Below are 22,697 nucleotides of genomic sequence, written 5' to 3'. Positions count from 1 at the left end.
AGCCTGGGCGCCGCCGCGTTGTCTGACAGAATCGGACTGGACCGGACAGGGGAGGGCTGGGATGGCTGAGCAGGGCCGCAGCGAGCTGCCGCGCCCGCCCCGCCGCATCCCGAGCTGGGCCGTCGAGCACGACGACGCCCGCGCGCCGAGCGGTCCGCGGACCACGATCGAGCCGCGCCGCCGGACACCGGGCGAGTCGTCCGGCGCAACCCGGTACGACGGTCCGGGGGCGTTGCCGCCGAAGTTCCGGCTGCGCTTCGTCTGGCCGCTGGTCGTCTTCGTGCTGGTGCTCGGGGCGGCGGCCGGCTGGCTGGTGCGGGCGGATCGGCTGAGCCTGGACACCGACGAGGTGATGGACAAAGCGGGGCCGGCCGTCGTCCAGGTGCTGGCGACGACGTGCGCGGGCACCGGCCAGGCGACCGGCGTACTGCTGCCGGGCGGGGTCGTGCTGACCGCCGCGTCCGCGATCCGCGAGCCGATCTCGGCCGCCGTGGTCACCCAGGACGGCAAGGTCCGCCGGGTCGAGGTCCGCGGCGTGAACGCCAACGGCATCGCCGTCCTGGGGATGCCGGGCTGGGCCGGCCTGCCGACGGCCACGCTCGCGCACGAATTGCCCGAACCCGCTGCCGAACGGGGTCTGGTCGGCCACCGCCTGGACGGCGAGCAGGTCTCGCTCCCGATCGGTACGACGCAGCAGCCCCGCGAACTCAGCGAGATCGACGACACCGGCCTGCTCGGCGCGCCGCTGGTCGACAAGCACGGGCGGGTGATCGGCTTGCTCACCGGCGAGACCATGGCCGGGAGCAGGATCATCAGCCTGGACGAGCTGCGCGACTTCGCGGGCGGCTCGCCGCCCCTGACGCCGGAGCCGATCGGCGCCTGCCGCAATGCCCGCGGGCCGCAGAGCCCGGTCGAGCCCGAACTCGCGGTCGCCAACACTCCGCTGGCCGGCGAGGTCCGGCAGGCCCTCGCGGAGTACCTGCAAACGCTCAACAAGCACGACTTCGCCGCGATGCAAGCCACCTACTCCAGCCGGCTGCGGGCGCGCAGCGACCCGGCCGAGGACGCGAAGAAGCACGGTACGTCGTACGCGTTCCGCCCGGTGATCGAGTCGGTCGCCTCGGCCGGGCCCGACAACGACGCGGACGCCCTGCTGAGCTTCACCGTGCTGTTCTCGCCGGACAGCGCCGGCGCGAACCGCAAGACCTGCGGGCGGCTGAAGATCCGCTACCACCTGGTCCGCGAGCAGCAGCGGCTGCGGATCGACAGTGCCTTCACCGCCGAGAACAAGTCTGGGTGTGATACCGACTGAACGTCACACCGAGCGACTGGTAGCATCGGGTCCAGCGGGCACAGCGCGGTGCTCTGTTCCATCGAGCCCCCTACCGCTTCTGCAGGAGTTGTCTGTCATGCCTGACACAGCAGCCGCCAGCCGACCCGTCGTTCTGATCGCCGAAGAGCTGTCTCCCGCCACCGTCGAGGCCCTCGGGCCGGACTTCGAGATCCGGCACGCCAACGGCGCCGACCGCGCCGAGCTGATCCCCGCGATCGCCGACGTCGACGCCATCCTGATCCGCAGCGCCACCAAGGTCGACGCCGAGGCGCTGGCCGCGGCGAAGAAGCTGAAGGTCGTCGCCCGGGCCGGGGTCGGCCTGGACAACGTCGACGTCAAGGCCGCCACCCAGGCCGGCGTGATGGTCGTGAACGCCCCGACCTCGAACATCGTCAGCGCCGCCGAGCTCGCGGTCGCGCTGCTGCTGGCCGCGGCCCGCCGGGTCCCGGCCGCCGACCAGTCGCTGAAGAACGGCGAGTGGAAGCGCAGCAAGTACTCCGGTGTCGAGCTGTTCGAGAAGACCGTCGGCATCGTCGGCCTGGGCAAGATCGGTGTCCTGGTCGCCCAGCGGCTGGCCGCCTTCGGCATGAACGTAATCGCCTACGACCCGTACGTACAGGCCGGCCGGGCCGCGCAGATGGGCGTGCGGCTCGCCTCGCTCGACGAGCTGCTGGCCGCGTCCGACTTCATCTCCGTGCACCTGCCGAAGACGCCGGAGACGATCGGCCTGATCGGCGACGAGCAGCTGCACAAGGTCAAGCCCGAGGTGATCATCGTCAACGCGGCCCGCGGCGGCATCGTCGACGAGCAGGCGCTGTACTCCGCGCTGAAGGAGGGCCGGGTCGCGGCCGCCGGGCTGGACGTGTTCGCCAAGGAGCCGTGCACCGACTCCCCGCTGTTCGAGTTCGAGAACGTCGTGGCCACCCCGCACCTGGGCGCGTCCACCGACGAGGCGCAGGAGAAGGCCGGCATCGCGGTCGCCAAGTCCGTCCGCCTCGCGCTGTCCGGCGAGCTGGTTCCGGACGCGGTCAACGTCCAGGGTGGCGTGATCGCCGAGGACGTCCGCCCGGGCATCCAGCTGACCGAGAAGCTGGGCCGGATCTTCACCGCGCTGGCCGGTGGCGTCGCGCAGCAGCTCGACGTCGAGGTCCGCGGCGAGATCACTCAGTACGACGTGAAGGTGCTCGAGCTGGCCGCGCTGAAGGGTGTCTTCGCGGACGTCGTCGAGGACAACGTGTCGTACGTGAACGCGCCGCTGCTCGCGGCCGAGCGGGGCCTCGAGGTCCGGCTCGTCACCGACCACGACAGCCCCGAGCACCGCAACCTGATCACGCTGCGCGGCACGCTGGCCGACGGCGGTCAGGTGTCGGTGTCCGGCACGCTGGTCGGCGTCAAGCAGTCCGAGCGGCTGGTCGAGATCGACGGGTTCGACCTGGAGATCGAGCTGTCCGCGCACCTGGCGTTCCTCAGCTACGAGGACCGCCCGGGCATCGTCGGCGCGGTCGGCCGGATCCTCGGCGAGGCCGACATCAACATCGCCGGCATGCAGGTCAGCCGGGACCGCAAGGGCGGCAAGGCGCTGGTCGCGCTGAGCGTCGACTCCTCGATCCCGCCGGCCAAGCTGGACGACATCGCTTCCGCCGTACAGGCCGACACCGCGCGGACGGTCGACCTGGAGGCCTGAGCCTGAGTGTGACCTTCCGGGCGGCGTACTGACGCCGGGAATGTCACACTGGTAGAGCAGGACCGGCCTGCCGCCCGCAGGCGCATGGCGGCCGGCCAGGGCCCGAGCCCCTCCCACCCGGGAGCTGTGGCTCGGGCCCACCTGTTTTTGCTCCACCACAACCGCCCCACCCCGCCCGCCGCCCGAGGTGCATTTCGTGGGTCAACCCACGAAATGGCCCGTTGGCCACCCGGATTCAGGTGGGCCGACGGGCCAGTTCACGGGTTGACCCATCAAATGGTGGGTTCGATGGCGGCATGCAGCGGTAGAACCCACCATCCCGCGGGTCAACCGGCCAAATGCGGAGGGGATCAGCGGCGAGTGGCCAGCAGGACGGAGGCGTCGGGGGCGACCATCACCTCGACGGTGGTGAAGCGCTTGTCCTGCAGCCACTCCTGGCGCAGGGTGTCGACCCGGCCCTCGTACATCGGCGGCCAGACCGCGGACGGCGTGAAGTCGTCGAGCACTACGAAACCACCGGGCTCGACCGCTTCGGCGACGACGTCGCGGGCCGACAGCTTCGCCTCGCGCGCGTCGACGAACAGCAACGAGAACGGGCCGCGCTCGATCAGCGCGGTCCAGTCCGCCTCGACGACCTCGATCCGCTCGTCGTCGGCGAACAGTTCGGCCACCGCCTTGGCCAGTTCGGGATCGCTTTCGGCGGTGACGATCCGGGTTCCCTCGGCCGCGCCGCTGCGCAGCCAAGCCGATCCGACTCCGCAGCCGGTGCCGAGTTCGCCGAGCATGCCGGTGCGCGACGCCGCCAGCGTCGCGAGCAGCCGGCCGGTCTCGTTACGGGTCGAGCTGACGAATCCGCGCCGGCCGGACAGGCTGAGGGCCGCCGAGACCAGCGGGGGCAGTTCTGGAGGAGCGCTCACTCGGTGAGAGTTGCACAGCTTCGGTCCAGCGGCGTCACCGGCATCTCACATTTCGGGACAGGATGCCCGCATAGTGGTGAAATAGTCGGACGCCAGAGTAAATTCGGCTTCACCCTGCCGCCCGCGAGACCCTTTTTCGCAAGGAGCAGCATGTACGACATGTATCCAGCCAACTGGCCCGCGATCGACGGCCGGGAACGGAAGGCGGCCCGGCGCCGTCGCCCGGTCCGCCCGGCGAGCGAGACCGCGTCCGAGGCCCGGGCTGTCCAAGAGGCCATGAACCGCCGCGACAACGGGGGAGAACCCAAGAAGTGACCGAGAAGAAGAAGTTCACGCTGGCCGTCGTCCCCGGTGACGGAATCGGGCCCGAGGTGACCACCGAGGCACTCAAGGTGCTCGACGCGGTCAGCGCGGTCCACGGCGTGACCTTCGAGCGGACCGAGTACGACCTGGGCGCCAAGCGCTGGCACGCGACCGGCGACACGCTGCCGGACGCCGAGCTCGAGGCGATTCGCGGTCACGACGCGATCCTGCTCGGCGCGGTCGGCGACCCGACGGTGCCGTCCGGCGTGCTCGAGCGTGGTCTGCTGCTCAAGCTGCGGTTCGCCCTCGACCACTACGTGAACCTGCGGCCGTCGAAGATCTACCCCTCGGTCGGATCCCCGCTGGCCAACCCCGGCGAGGTCGACTTCGTCGTCGTCCGCGAGGGCACCGAGGGCCCGTACGTCGGCAACGGCGGCGCCCTGCGCGTCGGCACCCCGGCCGAGATCGCCACCGAGGTGTCGGTCAACACGGCGTACGGCGTGGAGCGGGTCGTCCGGGACGCGTTCGCGCGGGCCCAGGCCCGGCCGCGCAAGAAGCTGACGCTGGTGCACAAGAACAACGTGCTCGTGCACGCCGGCCACCTGTGGAAGCGGACCGTCGACGCGGTCGCGACCGAGTTCCCCGAGATCGCCGTCGACTACCTGCACGTGGACGCGGCGACGATCTTCCTGGTCACCGACCCGGCCCGGTTCGACGTGATCGTCACCGACAACCTGTTCGGCGACATCATCACCGACCTGGCGGCCGCGGTCACCGGCGGCATCGGGCTGGCCGCGAGCGGCAACATCAACCCGGACCGCACCGCGCCGAGCATGTTCGAGCCGGTGCACGGGTCGGCGCCGGACATCGCCGGTCAGCAGAAGGCCGACCCGACCGCGGCGATCCTGTCGGCGGCGCTGCTGTGCGACCACCTCGGGCTGACCGAGGCGGCGGCCGCGATCGAGGCCGCGGTGACCGCGGACATCGAGGAGCGCACCGCCGGTGGCAGCCGCAGCACCGCGGAGATCGGTGACGCGATCGCCAAGCGCGCGGCCGGGTGATGAGATGGCTTCGCTCGCCTGCCGGACACCGGCCTCAGGCGGTCGCTCACGCGCTCGCCTGACCACTGGGCAGAGAGGTACGGTGCGCTCATGAGCGCCGATCTGCAGTTCACCGTTGAGCCCAACACCCAGCCGGCCAGCGACGACCAGCGCGCCACGATCCTGGCGAACCCGGGATTCGGGCAACACTTCACCGACCACATGGCGATCGCCACCTGGAACCGGGAAGACGGCTGGCACGACGCGAGGATCACCGCCTTCGGACCGCTGGAGCTGTCTCCGGCGACCTCGGTGTTCCACTACGCCCAGACCATCTTCGAGGGGATGAAGGCCTACCGGCATCCCGACGACTCGATCCACACCTTCCGCCCGGACGCCAACGCGGCCCGGTTCAACCGGTCCGCCCGGCGGCTCGCGCTGCCGGAGCTGCCCGAGGCGGCGTTCCTGGACTCGCTGACCAAGCTGGTCGAGATCGACAAGGCGTGGGTGCCCAGCGGGGGGGAGACCTCGCTGTACCTGCGGCCGTTCATGTTCGGCTCCGACCCGTTCCTCGGCGTCCGGCCGTCGGCCCAGGTGACGTACTGCGTGATCGCGTCCCCGGCCGGCTCCTACTTCGCGAACGGCGTCAAGCCGGTCCGGATCTGGCTCAGCGAGGAGTACACCCGCGCGGCGCCCGGCGGGACCGGCGCGGCCAAGACCGGCGGCAACTACGCCTCGTCGCTGCTGGCCCAGGCCGAGGCGATCGAGCAGGGCTGTGACCAGGTCGCCTTCCTGGACGCGGTCGAGAAGAAGTGGATCGAAGAGCTCGGCGGGATGAACCTGTACTTCGTGCTCGACGACAACTCCGTGATCACCCCGGAACTGTCCGGCACGATCCTCGAGGGCGTCACCCGGGACTCGATCCTGAAGCTGGTCACCGACCTCGGCCACACCGTCACCGAGCGCAAGATCTCGATCGACGAGTGGCGCGAGGGCGCGGCGTCCGGCCGGATCCGTGAGGTCTTCGCCTGCGGTACGGCGGCAGTGATCACCCCGGTGGCGTCCCTGAAGTGGAACGGCGGCGAGGTCCAGGTCGCCGACGGCAACGGTGGCCCGATCACCGCGGCCGTCCGCAGCGCCCTGCTCGACCTGCAGTACGGCCGGGCCAAGGACACCCACGGCTGGATGACCCGCATCTGCTGATCGGCCCGCTGCGCCCGGAGATCCCAGCATCCCCGGGCGCAGCGCTGTTTCAGCTGTGCGTGACGTTCAGCGAGTGAATGGTGGTTTCGCCGACGTTCGTGCCGGCACACGGCGAGGAGTTCGAGCAGTTGGCCTGGGTGTACGCGCCGGCCTTGAAGTAGGCGCCGGAGAAGCTCTTGCCGAGAGTGGTCTGCAGGGTCCCGTTGTAGTACGCCTTGACCTGGCCGCCACTGACCACGAACTTCGCCTCGAAGACCGTGCCCAGCCGGTACGAACTGGTGACCAGCTTGTGATGGGCGTTGTCGCCGTTCGTCACGTACAGCTTGCTGCCCTCGAGCCGGAAGACCGTGACGTCGTCCTCGCCGTCGTGGATCTGCGCGCCGACCAGGTGCGGCTTGTCCGCGGGCAACCGGTCGAACGACTCACGCACGGTCAGCGTGTGGGTTCCCGAGGTCGACGACCAGGCCGCGTTGGCGGTGCCGTTGCTGGTCATTTCCCGAAGTTCGGACCGCGGGTAGCTCGATCCACTGGTGGTGACGCCGTTGACCGGCGCCCGGAACCGCACCGCGTCGCCGACGACGGTGAAGTAGCTGTCGTGGGAGTACGTCGCCAGCGCCGGTTGCTTCACCTCGGTCGGCTTGCCTTCCGCTCCGATCGGCAGGGTGATCTTCCAGTTCCGCAGATCGAGCACGTCAGCCGGTACGCCGCCGCCAGAACTGCCGCCGGTGCCCCAGACCTCGATCTCGGTGAGGCTGTTCCAGGTCCCGGTTCCGCCGTCCTTCAGCTGGTGGCCGTGGCCGATGTACCGGACCTTCGACGCGGGCCGGTCGGCGAAGTCGAAGGTCTGCAAGCCGGTGGTGGTCCCGCTGCTGAGGCCGTCGAAGACGGTGACCCAGCTCGTGCCGTTCCAGAGCTGGAGCTCGAAGTCGTTGCGCCGCTCGTCGCCGTGGTAGACGGCAACCTTCAGCTGCGACACCGTCCGCACGCCACCGAGGTCGAGCTGCAGGGTCGCGCCGTCGCCGTTGCCCGACCAGCGGGTCGAGTAGTCGTTGTCGACGACGTTCGCCGCGATGTTGTCGTCGCTGGTATCGGCCGTGACGGAGGCGGCAGGTGGGGTGATCTCGGTACCGGCAGCGGTCGCCGGAGCGGCGGTGGTCGCGCCGGCGATCAGCGGGACGACGGCCAGGAGGGCGAGTAGTCTCATCGGTCAGCCTCTCGGTGACAAGGGGTGGGCGCGGCCAGTGTGCTGCGCGGCGAACCTGTGGTGGCCTCGGTGGCACGATCAGGACAGTCGTTTTCACAGCAAGCTCTCAGCCGGCTTCGGTAGGGTCACCGCCATGAACGGCTTTCCGGACGACGTCGAGGCGTACTACGCACAGCTCGCGCGGGAGCGAGAGTGGAGTGCGGAGACGCAGCAGGCTTTTCGGGCTTCGGTCGAGCTGATCCGCGACCTGGATCGCGGGACCGCGGCGCGGACCTTCGGGGCGCGGGCCGACGACGACGGGACGGACCGGTTGTTCGAGGCCGTCTGGCACGAGCGCGAGTGGGTCGTGGTGCGCGAGCTGCACGTCACCGAGGACGGGACCATCACCCGGTACTGGTGGCAGCGGATGGAGGACGAGCACGGCCGGCTGACCGACCAGGCGCTGGACCGTGAGCAGTGGGGCCTGCGGCCGCTGGAGCGCGACGACTTCTACGCCGCCTGGGACACCCCGGAATGGTCGCTCACCGCCTGAGAACTGAACTGCGGCGCACGCCGTAGTACTGATCGGCGTACTGGATGTTCGCTTTTCGAGACGTTCAGCTCTGCTCACGGCTCGCTGTGGCAGACTGAAAAATGTCATGAAGAACTTCCGGGTCATTATTGGCTAGGCGCGCTCAGCAAGCAGTACCTGAGCGCGCAGACCTCTCGCACCTTGCGAGAGGTTTTTTGTTTGCCTGATGCCCCCATCCACCGGAAGGCGACTCCCGTGAGCAGATCCGACGAGTTCCACGTCTACGACACCACCCTGCGCGACGGTGCGCAGCAGGAGGGTCTGGCGCTGTCCGTGGCCGACAAGATCGCCATCGCGCAGCACCTGGACGACCTGGGCGTCGGATTCATCGAGGGCGGCTGGCCGGGCGCCGTACCGAAGGACACGGAGTTCTTCGCGCGGGCACGGACCGAGCTGCACCTGCGCCACGCGACCTTCGCGGCGTTCGGGGCGACCTGCAAGCCGGGCGCGGCCGCTGCCGACGACCCGCAGGTCGCGGCGCTGCGGGAGTCCGGCGCGGACGTCGTCACGTTGGTGGCCAAGAGCCACGACGCGCACGTCGAGCGGGCGCTGCGCACGACGCTGGACGAAAACCTGCGCATGGTGGCCGACACCGTCCGGCACCTGCGCGAGCACGGCCAGCGGGTCTTTCTCGACACCGAGCACTTCTTCGACGGCTACCGGGCCAACAAGGCGTACGCACTCGAGGTGGTTCGGGTCGCGGCCGAGGCCGGCTCCGACGTGGTCGCGCTCTGCGACACCAACGGCGGCACGCTGCCGCGCGAGCTGCAGGACGTCGTGCGCGACGTCCTCGAGACGACCGGCGCGCGGCTCGGCATCCACGCGCACAACGACGGCGGCTGCGCGGTGGCGAACTCGATCGCCGCGGTCGAGGCCGGCGCGACGCACGTCCAGGGCACGATCAACGGGTACGGCGAACGCACCGGCAACGCCGACCTGCTCGCCGTCGTCGCGAACCTCGAACTCAAGCGCGGCATGGAGCTGCTGCCGCCGGGCCGGCTGGCCGAGTCGTTCCGGATCGCGCACGCGATCGCCGAGGTGACCAACGTGCCGCCGTCCGCCCGCCAGCCGTACGTCGGCCTGTCGGCGTTCGCGCACAAGGCGGGGCTGCACGCCAGCGCGATCAAGGTGGACCCGGATCTCTACCAGCACACGGATCCGGCGCTGGTCGGCAACGACATGCGGATGCTGGTCTCCGAGATGGCCGGCCGGGCCAGCGTCGAGCTGAAGGGCCGCGAGCTCGGCTTCGACCTCGGCAACGACAAGGAACTGGTCGGGCGGGTCACCGAGCGGGTCAAGAAGATGGAGGCCCGCGGCTACACGTTCGAGTCGGCCGACGCGTCGTTCGAGCTGCTGCTGACCGAGGAGGTCACCGGGGAGCGGGCGAGCTTCTTCGACGTCGAGTCGTGGCGGGTGATCACCGAGTCGCGCGCCGAGGGCGAGGCGGTCTCGGAGGCGACGGTGAAGCTGGTCGCCGGTGGTGAGCGGGAGATCGTGACCGGGGAGGGCAACGGCCCGGTCAACGCCCTGGACCACGCGCTGCGGGCCGCGATCGAGCGGGCCTACCCGGTGGTGAACAAGTTCGACCTGGTCGACTACAAGGTGCGGATCCTCGACCAGGGGCACGGCACCGACGCCGTAATCAGAGTGCTGATCCAGACCGCTGACGGCGAAGGCTCGTGGGTGACGGTCGGCGTCGGGCACAACATCGTCGAGGCATCCTGGGAGGCGCTGGTCGACGGCGTCACCTTCGGCCTGCTGCGCCACAAGGAGGTCGCGCGATGACCGCCGTCGCCGAGTACGCCGCGCCCGCGCTGGTCGACCGGGTGCAGACCGTGTTCACCGCCGAGGTGGTCGAGACCCGCGGTCTGCTGGCCCGGATCGCCGTCCTGCTCAACCCGTACGACGTCCGGGAGCTCAGCCTCTGCCTGGACCGCGGCGAGCTCCGGATCGTCGTCGAGGGCAACGGGTTCGACGTCGGCCGGGTCGCCGCGCGGCTGGACAAGATCGTCGGCGTGCTGGACGTCACTTACAGCTGAGCAAGTCGGCTGCAGGCGGGCAGATCAGCTGCAGCTGAGCAGGTCCAGCGCCAGCGCGGCTGTCCAGCTGAACGTCTGGGCGCCGCGCGGCGATCCGTCGTACGGGTCGACGTACTCGGCGAAGTCGGTGCTGCCGGCGAGTTCCAGCAGGTCGGCGCGAAGCTTGTCCGCCAGTTCCTGCTCCCCTCGGCAGACCAGGCCGCGATGGATCAGCCAGGCGGTATTGAACCAGCTCGGCCCGCGCCAGTAGCGCTTGCGCTCGAATTCCGGCCCGGTCAGGTCGTAGCTCGGCACCAGGTGAACCCGTCCCAGCCCGAACCGCTCGCCCCGCGCGGTCGCCAGCAACTCGGTTGCCTGCGGCAACTCCGGGACGATGAGCGGGATGAGCCCCGAGATCGTGCCCGCGTCGACCAAGCCCTCTCCCCGCAGGTCGCGGGCGTGGAAGAGACCTTCGCTGAAGAGTGCGCCGAGAGCGCCGGTGAGTTCCTCGGCGGCCTTCAGGTGGTGTGCCGGATCAAGCCCGAGCGCCTCCGCGATGTCGGCGAGCGCGTGCTCGGAGGTGATCAGCAGCGCGTTGAACGCCGGGTCCTCGAGGGCGAACTCGAACGGAGTCCGGGAGTCGTCGTAGCCGTGGTCCCGGTACGTCGCGGCCAGTTGCACGTAGCGCCCGTAGTCCAGGTCGGTGGGGCGATCGGTGGTGCTGGCGTGGTCGGTGTCCCGCCGGGTGAACGAGTCGAGCGGCGCGGGAGTGACTCGGGCCAGCGCCGCGTCCCAGGCCGGGCTGTTGTCCATGCCCGACTCCCACGGGTGCACGATCGCCACGAGTCCTCGGCCGCCGAGGTCCCGGCGGGTGCGCAAGTAGGTGTGCCAGGCAACGAGTTTCGGGTAGATCCGGGCCAGGAAGCCACGGCGTACCGACTCGGCTTCGTCGGCCCGGTGGGTGAGCCAGGCCGCCAGTGCGTGCACCGGCGGCTGGATGATGCCGGAGGTCTCGACGCCGCCGGCCGTGCTCGCCTGCCAGAAGTCCGGGCCCGGGAAGTAGGCGTCCCGGGCCACGGCGGGGGAGAAGCTGATGTGCGGGATCCGCCCGTCGGCCCACTGCGAACCGAGCAGCGACTCCAGCTCGACCTGTGCCCGGCGCGGGGACAGGTGCCGCAGGCCGATGGCGATGAAGGCCGAGTCCCAGCTCCACTGGTGCGGGTAGAGCGAGCGCGACGGGACCGTCGAATGGCCGATCCAGTTGCCGAGCAGCACGCGCTCGGCGGCCTGCCGGAGGTTTGGCTGGGGGGACGTCGTCACACGTACCGCCTGACGACGGCCGGGATCGAGCGGACGGCCTCGACCGGGTCGCCGGTGAGGCGGCACTCGACGGCCAGGTAGCGGTCGTAGCCGATGGCGTCGAGGGCGCCGAGGAACGCGGCCCAGTCGAGGTGACCGGCGCCGGGCTGGAACCGGTTGGAGTCGCTGAGCTGCACGTGCCCGATGTACGCCGCCTGGGCGACGATCGAGGCGGACGGGTCGGTCTCCTCGATGTTCATGTGGTAACTGTCGATCCCGATCCGGACCGAGTCCAGGCCGACCGCCTGGATCAGCTCGGCGGCCTGGTCGAGCCGGTTGACCATGTGGTCCTCGTAGCGGTTCAGCGGCTCGAGGAACAGCTCGACGCCCTCGGCGGCCGCGTGCTCGCCGAGCTGACGCAGCCCGTCGAGCAGCACCTCGCGGTCACCGGCCTCGTCGCGCGGCGGCTCGAACGGAGGCAGCCGGCGCGAGAACATCCCGTACGACGCCGGCGTCTGCGCACCGAGGCCGCCGAGCTCGCCGATCACCGACAGCTCGTCCTTCATCTGGACGATCGCGTCGGCGCGCTGGTCGGGGTCGAAGGCGCCGAAGAAGTGCAGCATGTCGACACAGACCGTCGGCATCACGACGCCGTCGGCCTTGGCCTGACGCAGCTCCGGCAGCCGGTCGCGGAAGCTCCGGTCGCCCTTGCCGCGCAGCTCGATCCCGTCGTACCCGGCGGCGGTGGCGAACTCCCACTTCTCCTGCAACGTCGCCCCTGGCAACAGTTGCTCCTGGCATGCGATCTTCATCAGAACTCCAGTACTACTTGCAGGGCGTCACCGGGACGCGTGTCGAGCAGGGTGTAGGCGTCGGCGGCTTCTTCGACCGGGACGCGGTGGGTGATCAGCGGTTCGGGGTCGATCGCGCCGCGCCCGACCAGGTCGAGGAAGCCGGTCTGCAGGCGATCCACGGTCCAGCGGCCGGCCAGCTCGGCGGGGACCCCGCCGATCTGCGAGCTGATCAGCTCAACCCGGTTGTGGTGGAACTCCTCGCCGAGCCGGAGCCCGTTGCCGTCGCCCTGGTAGAAGCCGGAGGCAACCACGCGGCCGCCGACGCCGACGGAACGGATCGCCTCGTGCAGAGCGGGGTAGACGCCGGACAGCTCGATCGCCGTGTCGGCGGCGCCGTGCCGGCCGAAGGCGCGGATCTGCTCGGCCGCCGTACCGGGGGCGAAGGACTCCAGAGCGCCGTACTTGAGCGACTCCGCCCGGCGCGACTCCACGCCGTCGACGGTGAGGACCTGGGCGCCCGAGAGGGTGGCCAGGCGGGTGGCGAGCAGGCCGATGACGCCCTGGCCGTAGATGGCGACGAGGTCGCCGAGCGTGATCCGGGCCGACAGGATCGCGTTGTAGGCGATCGCGCCGACGCGGGTGAAGGACGCCGCCGCCAGCGAGACGCCGGGCGGGAGCTGGTGTCCGGCGAGCTTCTCGACCGGGAGGACGGCCTCGCTGCGGTGGCCCCAGATACCCCAGACCTGGTCGCCGACCGACAGCGCGGTGACGTCGGAGGCGACCTCGACGACCTCACCGGACTCCGAGTAGCCCCAGCCGACGACCGGGAACGCGACTCCGGCCTCGCTGTCGCGGAAGATCCGCGCGTCGGCGTCCCACGAGCGGGTCAGATACGGGTTGGTGCCCCGGTACGCCGTGAGCTCGGTGCCGGCCGAGATGCCGGAGAACGCCGTCCGGACCCGGACGTGCCCGGGCGGCAGCGGCGGCGGATCGAAGTCCACCACCTCGGCCAGGCGGGGAGCGGAGAACTGCACGACGCGAGCCACGGGAACCTCCAGCGACGAAAACAAGGGCCAAGACGAGACAAGCACCAGACTTAGGTCTTGTCAAAAGACAATAGTCCTGATGTTATGCGTATGTCAGCTCCCCTGAGGAGGATGTATGTCACGCTTCACCAGGGCGCTCTCGACGGCGAGTGCGCTCCTGCTCGCGGCCGGAGTGCTCACGTCCTGCGGCAACGATTCCACCGCCGGTGACGACCGCAGCATCACCGTCTGGTCGCTGGAGAACGTCTCCGGGCGGCTGGAGACCACCCGCGCGATCTTCCAGCGCTTCACCGCCGAGACCGGCATCCAGGTGAAGCTGGTCGGGGTCGACGAGCCACAACTGAGCCAGCTGGTGATGTCCGCCGCGGCGGCCGGCAAGCTGCCCGACGTGATCGGCGCGGTGCCCCTGGCCGCGATCCAGCAGCTGTCCAGCAACGGCCTGCTCAACCCGGACGCCGCCGGCCAGGTCGTCGACGAGCTCGGTCCGAAGACCTTCGACCAGCGCGCGCTCGACCTGACCCGCGACGGTGACCGGCAGCTCGCCGTACCGTCGGACAGCTGGACCCAGCTGCTCTACTACCGCAAGGACCTGTTCGCCGCGGCCGGCCTGGCCGAGCCCACGACGTACGCGGCGATCGAGAAGGCCGCGCAGACCCTGAACAAGGGCGACACCGAGGGCATCTCGGTGGCCACCGATCCCGCCGACCCGTTCACCCAGCAGAGCTTCGAGTACTTCGCGCTGGCGAACAACTGCCAGCTCGTCGACGGTGGCGGCAAGATCACCCTCGACAGTCCGGCCTGCCAGGAGGCGTTCCGCTTCTACGGCGACCTGGCGACCAAGTACTCCGCCGCCGGGACCCAGACCGTCGACTCCACCCGCGCCTCGTACTTCGCCGGCAAGTCGGCGATGGTGGTCTGGTCGTCGTTCCTGCTCGACGAGCTGGCCGGCCTGCGCGAGGACGCGCTGCCGAGCTGCGAGCCGTGCGCCAAGGACAAGGGCTGGCTGGCCCGCAACACCGGTGTGGTGACCGCGGTCCAGGGCCCGGACGGCGCGGAGCCCGCGCAGTTCGGCGAGGTGACCGGCTGGACGGTGACCAAGACGGCGAAGGCCGACGCGTCCAAGCAGCTGGTCCAGTACATGCTCGACCAGGGCTACGAGGACTGGTTCGGGATGGCGGCCGAGGGCAAGTTCCCGGTTCGGCACGGGACGGCGGCCGATCCGGACAAGTTCGACCAGGCCTGGGACAAGGCCGACATCGGCGTCGACACGCGCAAACCGCTGGCCGCGATCTACCCGGCTCCGGTGATCGACGAACTGCGCGACGGCGTCGGCAAGATGCAGCGCTGGGGCATCACCGAGGGACAGGGCGCGCTGGTGGGCGCCACGCTCGGTGAACTCCCGGTGCCGAAGGCAATCAGTGCGCTGGCCAGTGGGCAGGTGGACGCCGACGAGGCCGCCAAGCAGGCGACCGACGACGTCGCCGCGATCCAGGACTCGCTCGGGTGAGGCAGAGATGACAACCGTGACCGAAAGACCCCCTGCCGCCGACCCGGCTCCGACGCCGAAGCGGCGCCGCTCGAAGAGCCCGTTGCGCCGGGAGGAGAACCGGGCCGGCCTGACGCTGGTCTCGCCGACCCTGGTGATCGTGCTGGTCGTCGTCGTGCTGCCGATCCTGTGGACGGTGATGCTGGCGTTCCAGAACGTCCGCCTGGTCGACATCCAGAGCCAGGGCCTGTGGGGTCACTGGACCCTGCGCAACCTCGAACGCGTCTTCAGCTCGCCCGGTTTCTGGTCGTCGCTGTGGACCACGCTGGTCTACACGATCGGCTCGACGCTCGGCTCGATCGTGGTCGGCCTGATCGCGGCGCTCGCGCTGCGCAAGCCGTTCCGCGGCCGGGCCCTGATCCGCGGCGCGATGCTGCTCCCGTACGTCGCTCCGGTGGTGGCCGTCGCGTTCGTCTGGCAGGTGCTGCTCAGCCCTGACCTCGGCGTGGTGAACCACTGGGGTGTCGAGTGGCTGGGCTGGGACCGGCCGATCGCCTTCCTGACCCAGCGCTCGTACGAGGTGCTGGGTGTCCCGGTGCCGATGGCGCTGTTCACGGTGATCGCGTTCGAGACGTGGCGGTACTTCCCGTTCGCGTTCCTGTTCCTGATCGCCCGGATGCAGGCCGTTCCGCCGGTGCTCGAGGAAGCGGCCGTGGTCGACGGGACCACGCCGTGGCAGCGGTTCCGTTTCATCCTGCTGCCGCAGCTGATGCCGGTCGTCGCGCTGCTGACGGTGCTGCGGTTCATCTTCACGTTCAACAAGTTCGACGACGTGTACCTGCTCACCGGTGGTGGCGCGGGCACGGACGTGGTCGCGGTCCGGGTGTACCGGTTCCTGACGGCGCGGTTCGACGTCGGGCTGGCTTCCGCGCAGGCGGTCGTGCTGGCCGTCGTACTGATCGTGCTGCTGGGGCTGTACTTCAGGTTCTTCGGCCGCAAGGTCCAGGAGGAGCAGGCATGACTCTACTGATGCCTCGCCTCCGGCTCGGCGGGTCATGGGGCTTCAACTCCTGGCCTTCCCTCGTCGCTCCGGTCGCTTCGCTCCCTCCACTCCTCAGTCCAGGCCAGGAGGCCCCATGACCAGGGACGGTTTCCAGATCCGGTTCTTCGGGATCATGCGGTGGGTGGTGATCGCCGTGCTGGTGGTCGCCACGGTGTTCCCCTTCTACTACATGGTGCTGCTGTCGGTGAAGCCGATCGACGAGCTGCTGCTCGACCCCGGGCGGATCTGGGTGTCGGCCAAGGAGTTCAGCCTCGACTCGTACCGGTCGGTGCTGACCTCGGTGGAGAACGGCGGGCAGGGCTTCCCGCTGATGCTGCGCAACTCCGCGATCGTCTCGATCGGCGCGATGCTGCTGACCCTGCTGGTCGCGATCCCCGGCGCGTACGCCGTCAGCCGGCTGCGCTTCACCGGGCACCGCAAGGTCGGCGCGCTGTTCCTCGGCGTCTACCTGTTCCCGGCGACGCTGCTCGCGGTGCCGCTGTTCGTGATGTTCGCCAAGGTCGGTCTGCAGGGCAGTCTGTTCGGGCTGATCGTGGTCTACATCGCGCAGACCGTGCCGGTGGCGATCTACATGCTGCGCAGCTACTTCAGCACGGTGCCGGTCAGCATCGAGGAGGCCGCCGCGCTCGACGGCTGCTCGCGGTTCCAGATCCTGCGCAAGGTGGTGCTGCCGCTGGCGGCGCCGTCGGTGATGGCGACCGCACTGTACGTGTTCATGATCGCCTGGAACGAGTTCCTGTTCGCGCTGCTGTTCCTGGCCGCCGAGCCGGACCACTGGACGGTGTCCCTCGGCCTGCAGCAGCTGGCCAACGGTGTCGAGGTGCCGAAGACCGTGCTGATGGCAGGATCGGTTGTACTGACACTGCCGGTGGTACTGATGTTCTACGGTGCTGAACGGTTGCTGACGGAGGGGCTGACGAGTGGGGCTGACAAGGGCTGACGCGACGACGTCGGCAGGACGGCTGCTGCATCTTGTCCGGACCGGCCAGGCCGGGACCCGGGGTGAGCTGCAGGAGCTGTCCGGCCTGTCCCGCTCGACGCTCGGCCAGCGGCTCGAACCGCTGCTGAGCAACGGCTGGCTGGTCGAGGCGGGGTTCCACCGCCTCGACCGGCGGCCGCCCGCCGGTCGTGCTGCGCTTCGACGAGCAGCACGCGGTCGTGCTCACCGCCGACCTCGACACCCGGCACGCCCGGGCCGCGCTGATGGACCTGGCCGGCGGCGTCCTGGCCGAGCACTCCGCGGAGCTGGTCATTGCCGACGGCCCCGAAGTCGTGCTCGACACGTTGTCCGACTGGTTCGAGGCGCTGCTCACGAAGGCCGGCCGGTCCGCGGACGAGCTGGCCGGGATCGGCATCTCCGTGCCGGGACCGGTCGAGTTCGAGACCGGCCTGGTGATGCGGCCGCCGATCATGCCCGGCTGGGACGAGTACCCGATCCGCGACCACCTGCGCCGCCGGTACGACGTACCGGTGCTGGTCGACAACGACGCGAACGCGATGGCGCTCGGCGAGCAGTCGGCGGGTCATCCGGACTGCCCGGCGTTCGTGCTGGTCAAGGTTTCGACCGGGATCGGCGCCGGGGTCGTGATCGGCGACTCGGTGTTCCGCGGGATCGACGGTGGCGCCGGGGACATCGGGCACATCCGGGTCCGGGACGCCGGTGACGCGAAGTGCCAGTGCGGGTCGATCGGGTGCCTCGCGGCGGTCGCCAGTGGTCGCGCGATCGCGACGGCGCTGACCGAGCTCGGAGTGCCTGCACGGTCCGGCGCCGACGTACGGGCGTTGCTGCAGTCGGGGCAGCCGGATGCCCTGCGGCTCGCACGGGAGGCCGGCCGCCGGGTGGGAGAGGTGCTGGCGACGGTGGTCAGCGTGATCAACCCTGGCGTGCTGATGATCGCGGGGGATTTGGCGCACACGGATTTTGTCGCCGGGGTGCACGAGGTGCTGTACCAGGCGACGCTGCCGCGGGCGACTCGTCATCTGACGGTCGCCACCGGACAGCTCGCGGATCACGCCGCGCTGGACGGGATGGCGCGGCTGGTCGTGAACGAGGTCTACTCGCCCGCGGCGGTCGATGCTCGGCTGGCCGGGGCCTGTTAGCTCCGGTACGACGCCGGCGCCGGCGCCGGCGAACCAGGGTTCGCCGGCGCCGTCCAGGTCGAGTGGACCCTGCCGAACTGTGCGAGGCCTAGGACGGCTCGCCGTTCGATGCGATCAGTCCCAGCTCAGGCCCGAGGCCGACTGGTACTCGATCACGCGGGTCTCGAAGAAGTTCTTCTCCTTGTTCAGGTCCATCACTTCCGACATCCAGCCGAACGGGTTGCGGGTCTCGCCGAAGATCGGGGCGAGGCCGAGCTGTTCGGCGCGGCGGTCGGTGATGAAGTGCATGTACTGCTCGCACAGCTCGGCGGTCAGGCCGAGCATGCCGTTGGGCAGCGTGGCGCGGCCGTAGGCGACTTCGAGCTCGCAGGCTTCGGTCAGCATCTTGCGGACCTCGGCCTGGAACTCGGGCGTCCACAGGTGCGGGTTCTCCAGCTTGATCTGGTTGATGCAGTCGATGCCGAAGTTCAGGTGGATCGACTCGTCGCGCAGGATGTACTGGTACTGCTCGGCGATGCCGACCATCTTGTTGCGCCGGCCCAGCGAGAGGATCTGCGCGAAGCCGGTGTAGAACCACATTCCCTCGAACACCACGTAGAACGCGATCAGGTCGCGCAGGAAGTCGGTATCGGCCTGCGGTGTACCGGTCTCGAAGTCGCCGTCGTCGAGGTGCCGGGTGTACTTCAGCGCCCAGGCGTCCTTGTCGGCGATCGACGGGACCTCGCGGTACATGTTGAACAGCTCGCCCTCGTCCAGGCCGAGCGAGGTGCAGATGTACTGGAAGGTGTGCGTGTGCACGGCCTCCTCGAACGCCTGGCGCAGGAGGTACTGCCGGCACTCGGGATTGGTCAGCCGGCGGTAGACCGCGAGCACGATGTTGTTCGCGACCAGGGACTCCGCGGTGGCGAAGAAGCCGAGGTTGCGCTTGAGCATCAGGCGTTCGTCGTCGGTCAGGCCGTCGCGCGCTCCCGGCGGGCGCCGCCACAGCGCGATGTCGGCCTGCATCGAGACCTCGGTCGGCATCCAGTGGTTGTTGCAGGCGGCAAGGTACTTGTCCCAGGCCCACTGGTACTTCAGCGGCAGCAGCTGGTTGACGTCGGCGCGGGCGTTGATCATCGCCTTGTCCGCGACCTCGACGCGGCCGGCGCCGACGGAGATCTCACCCAGTCCGGTGGCGGTCACTGGCAGGCCTCACAATCGGGGTCGTCGATGCGGCAGAAGGCGCCGTCGGGCTCGGGGTGTGTGACCGGCACCGCGTTCAAGCGGCCGTCCGTGCCTTGCAGTGTCGACTTCTCCACATGCGTCGCGGACTGCGACCGCAGGTAGTAGGTCGTCTTCAGGCCGTGCCGCCAGGCCGATCGGTAGAGCTCGTCGAGTGCCTTGCCCGACGGTGCCGCCACGTAGAGGTTGAGCGATTGTGCCTGGTCGATCCACTTCTGCCGCCGGGCCGCCGCTTTGACCAGCCAGGACGGCTCGATCTCGAACGCCGTCGCGTACAGCGCGCGCAGCTCGGCCGGGATCCGCTCGATATCGGCCAGGACACCGTCGTGCAGCTTCAGGTCCGAGACCATCGTGCGGTCCCAGAGTCCGTGGGCCTTCAGGTCGGCGACCAGGTACGGGTTCGCGACGGTGAACTCACCGGACATGTTCGACTTCACGAACAGGTTGCTGTACGTCGGCTCGATCGACTGGCTGACGCCGCAGATGTTGGAGATCGTCGCGGTCGGCGCGATCGCCAGCACGTTGGAGTTGCGCATGCCGTGCTGGAGCACCTTGGCGCGCACGGCGTTCCAGTCGAGGCGCTGCATGGTGTCCAGCCGGACGTCGCCGTTGCGGGCCTCGCGCAACAGCTCGAGCGAGTCGATCGGCAGGATGCCCCGGCTCCACAGCGATCCGTCGTACGACTGGTAGGTGCCGCGCTCGGCGGCGAGATCGGCCGACGCCTCGATCGCGTGGTAGCTGATCTGCTCCATCGAGCGATCGGCGAACTCGACGGCCGCGTCGGAGGCGTACGGGATGCGCAGCGTGAACAGCGCGTCGGCGAAGCCCATCAGGCCGAGGCCGACCGGGCGATGCCGCTGGTTGGCGCGCTCGGACTCGGGCGTGGTGTAGAGGTTCACGTCGATCACGTTGTCGAGCATCCGGACCGCGGTCTTCACCGTGTCGCGCAGCAGCTCGCCGTCCAGGACCGGCCCGTCGGCACCGTTGGTCAGATGCGCGGCCAGGTTGACCGAGCCGAGGTTGCACACGGCGGTCTCGTCGACGGTGGTGTTGAGCGTGATCTCCGTGCACAGGTTGGAGGAGTGCACCACGCCGTCGTGCTGCTGCGGCGACCGCAGGTTGCACGCGTCCTTGAAGGTGATCCAGGGATGCCCGGTCTCGAACAGCACGGTCAGCATCCGCCGCCACAGCTCGACCGCCCTGACCCGGCGGAACACCCGGATCTCACCCCGCGCGGCCGCCGCCTCGTACCTCTCGTACGCCGCCGCGAACGCCGCGCCGTACAGGTCGTGCAGGTCCGGCACCTCGTCGGGCGAGAACAGCGTCCAGTCCCCGTCGGCCTCGACCCGCTGCAGGAACAGGTCGGGCACCCAGTTCGCGGTGTTCATGTCGTGCGTCCGGCGCCGCTCGTCACCGGTGTTCTTACGCAGGTCGAGAAACTCCTCGACGTCGATGTGCCAGGTCTCGAGGTAGGCACAGACCGCGCCCTTGCGTTTTCCGCCTTGATTCACGGCCACGGCGGTGTCGTTGGCGATCTTCAGGAACGGGACGATGCCCTGGGACTCGCCGTTGGTGCCGCGGATCTTCGCGCCGATGCCGCGGACCGGGGTCCAGTCGTTGCCGAGGCCGCCGGAGTACTTGGCCAGCAGGGCGTTGTTGCGGATGCCGGTGAAGATGCCGGCCAGGTCGTCGTCGACCGTGGTCAGGAAGCACGACGACAGTTGCGGCCGGGTGGTGCCGGAGTTGAACAGGGTCGGTGTCGACGACATGAAGCGGAACGAACTGAGCAAGTCGTAGAACTGCAGCGCGCGGGCCTCGCGGTCGTCCTCGTTCAGGGCCATGCCCATCGCGACGCGCAGGAAGAAGGCCTGCGGCAGTTCGAAGCGGACCTTGTCGATGTGCAGCAGGTAGCGGTCGTAGAGGGTCTGCAGGCCGAGGAACGCGAAGTCCAGGTCGCGCTCGGGCTTGATCGCCTTGGCCAGCCGGTCCAGGTCGAAGGTGGCCAGCTCAGGGGCGAGCAGACCGGCCGCGATCCCGGTGGCGACGTAGCGGGGGAAGTATTCGGCGTACGCCGTGCTCATGTCGGCCTGACTCGCCTGCCGGGGCTCGCCGTGCACGCGGCCGAGCGCCTCGCGGCGGATCTGGTCGAGCAGCAGGCGCGCGGCGGCCTGGCTGTACTGCGGTTCGGTCTCGACGTACGAGCGGGCCGCCATCACCAGGGCGAGCTCGACCTCGTGCTCGGGCATGCCGTCGTAGCAGGAGCCGAGTGTCTCGCCGAGGATCTGCTCGGTGTCGACGGCGTCCAGGCCGGCGGCGGCCTCGGCGATGATCAGCCGCAGCCGGCCGACGTCGAGCGGCGCGGTGCCGCCGTCGCGGCGGACGACGGTGAGATGGGAGGCCGGCGCGGCGGGCGGGGTGCCCGTCGCGGTCGGCGACGAAGACGAAACGATGGTCACAGGCGCTCTCTCCACGCGAATCTCGGGGGACCGTGACCCGTGGCAGCGCGCACGACGAGAGGCAGCACGGCGAGTACGGCTGCCTGCTCGCCCGTCGACCCACCCACGAGGTCTCGGACCGACGCGTACCGGCGGTACGCGTACCGGTGGCAGGTACTCGGACTCGCGGACACCGTGTCCGCTCACCGTTGCGGGGCAGCTCCGGACTCGCACCGGATTCCCCTCTTGCCTCCGCCCGGCCGACCTTGGTCGCGTCGTCCGGGCAGAACCACCAGCACGGGGAACACTAGCGCCCAACCCCCACATGTAGTGCAGCGACGCGCCGCGTGTCGCACATGTTGTGGTTTCACGCCGCGAGAGCATGCAGATCCTGGAGCGTCATGATCTCCGAGCCGTGATGGATCAGCTCGCGGTTGAGGCGCAGGACGACGTGGCCGAACGGCTCGGCGGCGTCCAGCTCGGAGGCCTGGCTGAGGCCGACCGTCATCACCTGGTCCTCCTCCAGTCCGGCGATCGACTCCTGCCAGGCGTTGACCCAATGGGTCAGCCAGGCGACCGCGTCGCGGGCGTTGCCGTGCAGGGTGATGTCGCTGCGGCCCTGGAGTTTCTCGCCGAAGGTCCACTCCCAGCGCTCGAAGAACGTCTCGGTCAGATGTGCGATCAGCCAGGCGATCGTGCGCGGCCCGCGATGGTCCGGCTCGTCCGGCCACTGCGCCACCCACTCGCCCGACCCGAGCGCGCGGAAGCGGCCGGCGTACCGGCGGCGGACGACGGTGAGCGCGTCCGAGCTCGGCCGCCAGAAGTACTCGTCGTCGGTCAGTGTCGCCAGCCGCCCGGCCAGCACCATCCAGCTGAAACCGAGCTGGCCCCGCACCATCGCCATCGCCGACGGTCGCTCCAGGATGTTCCAGTCGAACGGTTCCGGCATCACAGATCCTCACGCTCCCCGATTCCCGTGC

20 protein-coding genes and 1 riboswitch are annotated in these 22,697 nt (G+C 69.6%); of the genes, 12 read left to right on the top strand and 8 right to left on the bottom strand.

Translation table 11 applies throughout. The annotated features are described in order from the left end of the window. Positions 1-61: 61 nt before the first annotated feature. Complete coding sequence (locus BWI15_RS03775; RefSeq protein ID WP_077012859.1) at positions 62-1,312, top strand: S1 family peptidase; 1,251 nt, start codon at positions 62-64, stop codon at positions 1,310-1,312. Positions 1,313-1,409: 97 nt separating this feature from the next. After that, positions 1,410-3,017 carry a phosphoglycerate dehydrogenase gene (gene serA, locus BWI15_RS03770; protein ID WP_077012858.1) on the top strand — a complete coding sequence of 536 codons (1,608 nt, stop codon included), beginning with the start codon at positions 1,410-1,412 and terminating at the stop codon, positions 3,015-3,017. 350 nt (positions 3,018-3,367) lie between these two features. Here serA and BWI15_RS03765 read toward each other — a convergent pair whose 3' ends face one another. Then, a complete protein-coding gene (locus BWI15_RS03765; protein WP_077012857.1) occupies positions 3,368-3,934 on the bottom strand; it encodes an O-methyltransferase in 567 nt (188 codons plus the stop codon). A gap of 150 nt (positions 3,935-4,084) precedes the next feature. Here BWI15_RS03765 and BWI15_RS39220 point away from each other — a divergent pair, with 150 nt between their 5' ends. From BWI15_RS39220 to BWI15_RS03755, 3 genes are all read left to right on the top strand, one after another. Continuing rightward, the gene (locus tag BWI15_RS39220) at positions 4,085-4,249 is read left to right on the top strand and encodes a hypothetical protein (protein WP_168197254.1); all 165 of its coding nucleotides are present in this window, start codon (positions 4,085-4,087) and stop codon (positions 4,247-4,249) included. After that, the gene (locus tag BWI15_RS03760; RefSeq protein ID WP_077012856.1) at positions 4,246-5,298 is read left to right on the top strand and encodes a 3-isopropylmalate dehydrogenase; all 1,053 of its coding nucleotides are present in this window, start codon (positions 4,246-4,248) and stop codon (positions 5,296-5,298) included. The genes BWI15_RS39220 and BWI15_RS03760 overlap by 4 nt, the downstream gene beginning before the upstream one ends. Positions 5,299-5,388: 90 nt before the next feature. After that, entirely contained in the window at positions 5,389-6,480 is a 1,092-nt protein-coding gene (locus BWI15_RS03755) for a branched-chain amino acid aminotransferase (protein WP_077012855.1), read from the top strand. 49 nt (positions 6,481-6,529) lie between these two features. Here BWI15_RS03755 and BWI15_RS03750 read toward each other — a convergent pair whose 3' ends face one another. Then, a complete protein-coding gene (locus BWI15_RS03750) occupies positions 6,530-7,684 on the bottom strand; it encodes a polysaccharide lyase family 7 protein (RefSeq protein ID WP_077012854.1) in 1,155 nt (384 codons plus the stop codon). A gap of 133 nt (positions 7,685-7,817) precedes the next feature. Between BWI15_RS03750 and BWI15_RS03745 the strand changes: the two genes are divergently transcribed. The 3 genes from BWI15_RS03745 (at position 7,818) to BWI15_RS03735 (ending at position 10,294) form a co-directional block, all read left to right on the top strand. Then, positions 7,818-8,216 (top strand): hypothetical protein, encoded by a 399-nt coding sequence (locus tag BWI15_RS03745; RefSeq protein WP_077012853.1) that lies wholly within the window; start codon positions 7,818-7,820, stop codon positions 8,214-8,216. Positions 8,217-8,450: 234 nt separating this feature from the next. Continuing rightward, positions 8,451-10,040 (top strand): citramalate synthase, encoded by a 1,590-nt coding sequence (cimA, locus tag BWI15_RS03740; RefSeq protein WP_077012852.1) that lies wholly within the window; start codon positions 8,451-8,453, stop codon positions 10,038-10,040. After that, on the top strand, positions 10,037-10,294 hold the full coding sequence (locus BWI15_RS03735; RefSeq protein ID WP_077012851.1) for a hypothetical protein: 258 nt from the start codon (positions 10,037-10,039) through the stop codon (positions 10,292-10,294). Before cimA ends, BWI15_RS03735 begins: the two co-directional genes overlap by 4 nt. Positions 10,295-10,318: 24 nt before the next feature. On the opposite strand, the gene BWI15_RS03730 is transcribed toward BWI15_RS03735, so the two are convergent. Genes BWI15_RS03730 through BWI15_RS03720 form a run of 3 tightly spaced genes read right to left on the bottom strand, consistent with a single transcriptional unit; the run spans position 10,319 to position 13,412 of the window. Then, entirely contained in the window at positions 10,319-11,593 is a 1,275-nt protein-coding gene (locus tag BWI15_RS03730) for an MGH1-like glycoside hydrolase domain-containing protein (RefSeq protein WP_077012850.1), read from the bottom strand. Further along, the gene (locus BWI15_RS03725) at positions 11,590-12,384 is read right to left on the bottom strand and encodes a sugar phosphate isomerase/epimerase family protein (RefSeq protein ID WP_202817564.1); all 795 of its coding nucleotides are present in this window, start codon (positions 12,382-12,384) and stop codon (positions 11,590-11,592) included. Before BWI15_RS03725 ends, BWI15_RS03730 begins: the two co-directional genes overlap by 4 nt. Beyond that, the gene (locus tag BWI15_RS03720; RefSeq protein ID WP_077012848.1) at positions 12,384-13,412 is read right to left on the bottom strand and encodes a zinc-binding dehydrogenase; all 1,029 of its coding nucleotides are present in this window, start codon (positions 13,410-13,412) and stop codon (positions 12,384-12,386) included. Before BWI15_RS03720 ends, BWI15_RS03725 begins: the two co-directional genes overlap by 1 nt. A gap of 115 nt (positions 13,413-13,527) precedes the next feature. Here BWI15_RS03720 and BWI15_RS03715 point away from each other — a divergent pair, with 115 nt between their 5' ends. The 4 genes from BWI15_RS03715 to BWI15_RS03700 all read left to right on the top strand — a co-directional run bounded on the left by BWI15_RS03715 (position 13,528) and on the right by BWI15_RS03700 (position 18,061). Next, entirely contained in the window at positions 13,528-14,919 is a 1,392-nt protein-coding gene (locus BWI15_RS03715; protein WP_077012847.1) for an ABC transporter substrate-binding protein, read from the top strand. A gap of 7 nt (positions 14,920-14,926) precedes the next feature. Then, positions 14,927-15,919 carry a carbohydrate ABC transporter permease gene (locus BWI15_RS03710; RefSeq protein ID WP_077012846.1) on the top strand — a complete coding sequence of 331 codons (993 nt, stop codon included), beginning with the start codon at positions 14,927-14,929 and terminating at the stop codon, positions 15,917-15,919. Between the two features lie 115 nt (positions 15,920-16,034). Beyond that, the gene (locus BWI15_RS03705) at positions 16,035-16,901 is read left to right on the top strand and encodes a carbohydrate ABC transporter permease (protein WP_077012845.1); all 867 of its coding nucleotides are present in this window, start codon (positions 16,035-16,037) and stop codon (positions 16,899-16,901) included. A 188-nt stretch (positions 16,902-17,089) separates the two neighbouring features. Next, positions 17,090-18,061 carry an ROK family protein gene (locus BWI15_RS03700; RefSeq protein WP_202817563.1) on the top strand — a complete coding sequence of 324 codons (972 nt, stop codon included), beginning with the start codon at positions 17,090-17,092 and terminating at the stop codon, positions 18,059-18,061. A gap of 114 nt (positions 18,062-18,175) precedes the next feature. Here BWI15_RS03700 and BWI15_RS03695 read toward each other — a convergent pair whose 3' ends face one another. From BWI15_RS03695 to BWI15_RS03685, 3 genes are all read right to left on the bottom strand, one after another. Beyond that, positions 18,176-19,243 (bottom strand): ribonucleotide-diphosphate reductase subunit beta, encoded by a 1,068-nt coding sequence (locus tag BWI15_RS03695; RefSeq protein ID WP_077012844.1) that lies wholly within the window; start codon positions 19,241-19,243, stop codon positions 18,176-18,178. Beyond that, on the bottom strand, positions 19,240-21,738 hold the full coding sequence (locus BWI15_RS03690) for a ribonucleoside-diphosphate reductase subunit alpha (RefSeq protein ID WP_237771111.1): 2,499 nt from the start codon (positions 21,736-21,738) through the stop codon (positions 19,240-19,242). Before BWI15_RS03690 ends, BWI15_RS03695 begins: the two co-directional genes overlap by 4 nt. A gap of 131 nt (positions 21,739-21,869) precedes the next feature. Further along, a riboswitch (cobalamin riboswitch) is annotated at positions 21,870-22,026 on the bottom strand. A 58-nt stretch (positions 22,027-22,084) separates the two neighbouring features. After that, positions 22,085-22,666, bottom strand: coding sequence for a DinB family protein (locus tag BWI15_RS03685; protein WP_077012843.1), 582 nt, complete (start codon positions 22,664-22,666; stop codon positions 22,085-22,087). Positions 22,667-22,697: the final 31 nt, after the last annotated feature.

This window comes from Kribbella sp. ALI-6-A (genome assembly GCF_001984195.1).
Lineage (GTDB): Bacteria > Actinomycetota > Actinomycetes > Propionibacteriales > Kribbellaceae > Kribbella.
This window is presented reverse-complemented; position numbering and strand designations above follow the sequence as displayed.

Excerpts from the sequence above, each read along its gene's own strand:
- BWI15_RS03775 (WP_077012859.1), top strand. The coding sequence starts at position 62 with ATGGCTGAGCAGGGCCGCAGCGAGCTGCCGCGCCCGCCCCGCCGCATC.
- serA (WP_077012858.1), top strand. The coding sequence starts at position 1,410 with ATGCCTGACACAGCAGCCGCCAGCCGACCCGTCGTTCTGATCGCCGAA.
- BWI15_RS39220 (WP_168197254.1), top strand. The coding sequence starts at position 4,085 with ATGTACGACATGTATCCAGCCAACTGGCCCGCGATCGACGGCCGGGAA.
- BWI15_RS03755 (WP_077012855.1), top strand. The coding sequence starts at position 5,389 with ATGAGCGCCGATCTGCAGTTCACCGTTGAGCCCAACACCCAGCCGGCC.
- BWI15_RS03750 (WP_077012854.1), bottom strand. The coding sequence starts at position 7,684 with ATGAGACTACTCGCCCTCCTGGCCGTCGTCCCGCTGATCGCCGGCGCG.
- BWI15_RS03745 (WP_077012853.1), top strand. The coding sequence starts at position 7,818 with ATGAACGGCTTTCCGGACGACGTCGAGGCGTACTACGCACAGCTCGCG.
- BWI15_RS03735 (WP_077012851.1), top strand. The coding sequence starts at position 10,037 with ATGACCGCCGTCGCCGAGTACGCCGCGCCCGCGCTGGTCGACCGGGTG.
- BWI15_RS03725 (WP_202817564.1), bottom strand. The coding sequence starts at position 12,384 with ATGAAGATCGCATGCCAGGAGCAACTGTTGCCAGGGGCGACGTTGCAG.
- BWI15_RS03715 (WP_077012847.1), top strand. The coding sequence starts at position 13,528 with ATGTCACGCTTCACCAGGGCGCTCTCGACGGCGAGTGCGCTCCTGCTC.
- BWI15_RS03710 (WP_077012846.1), top strand. The coding sequence starts at position 14,927 with ATGACAACCGTGACCGAAAGACCCCCTGCCGCCGACCCGGCTCCGACG.
- BWI15_RS03705 (WP_077012845.1), top strand. The coding sequence starts at position 16,035 with ATGACCAGGGACGGTTTCCAGATCCGGTTCTTCGGGATCATGCGGTGG.
- BWI15_RS03685 (WP_077012843.1), bottom strand. The coding sequence starts at position 22,666 with ATGCCGGAACCGTTCGACTGGAACATCCTGGAGCGACCGTCGGCGATG.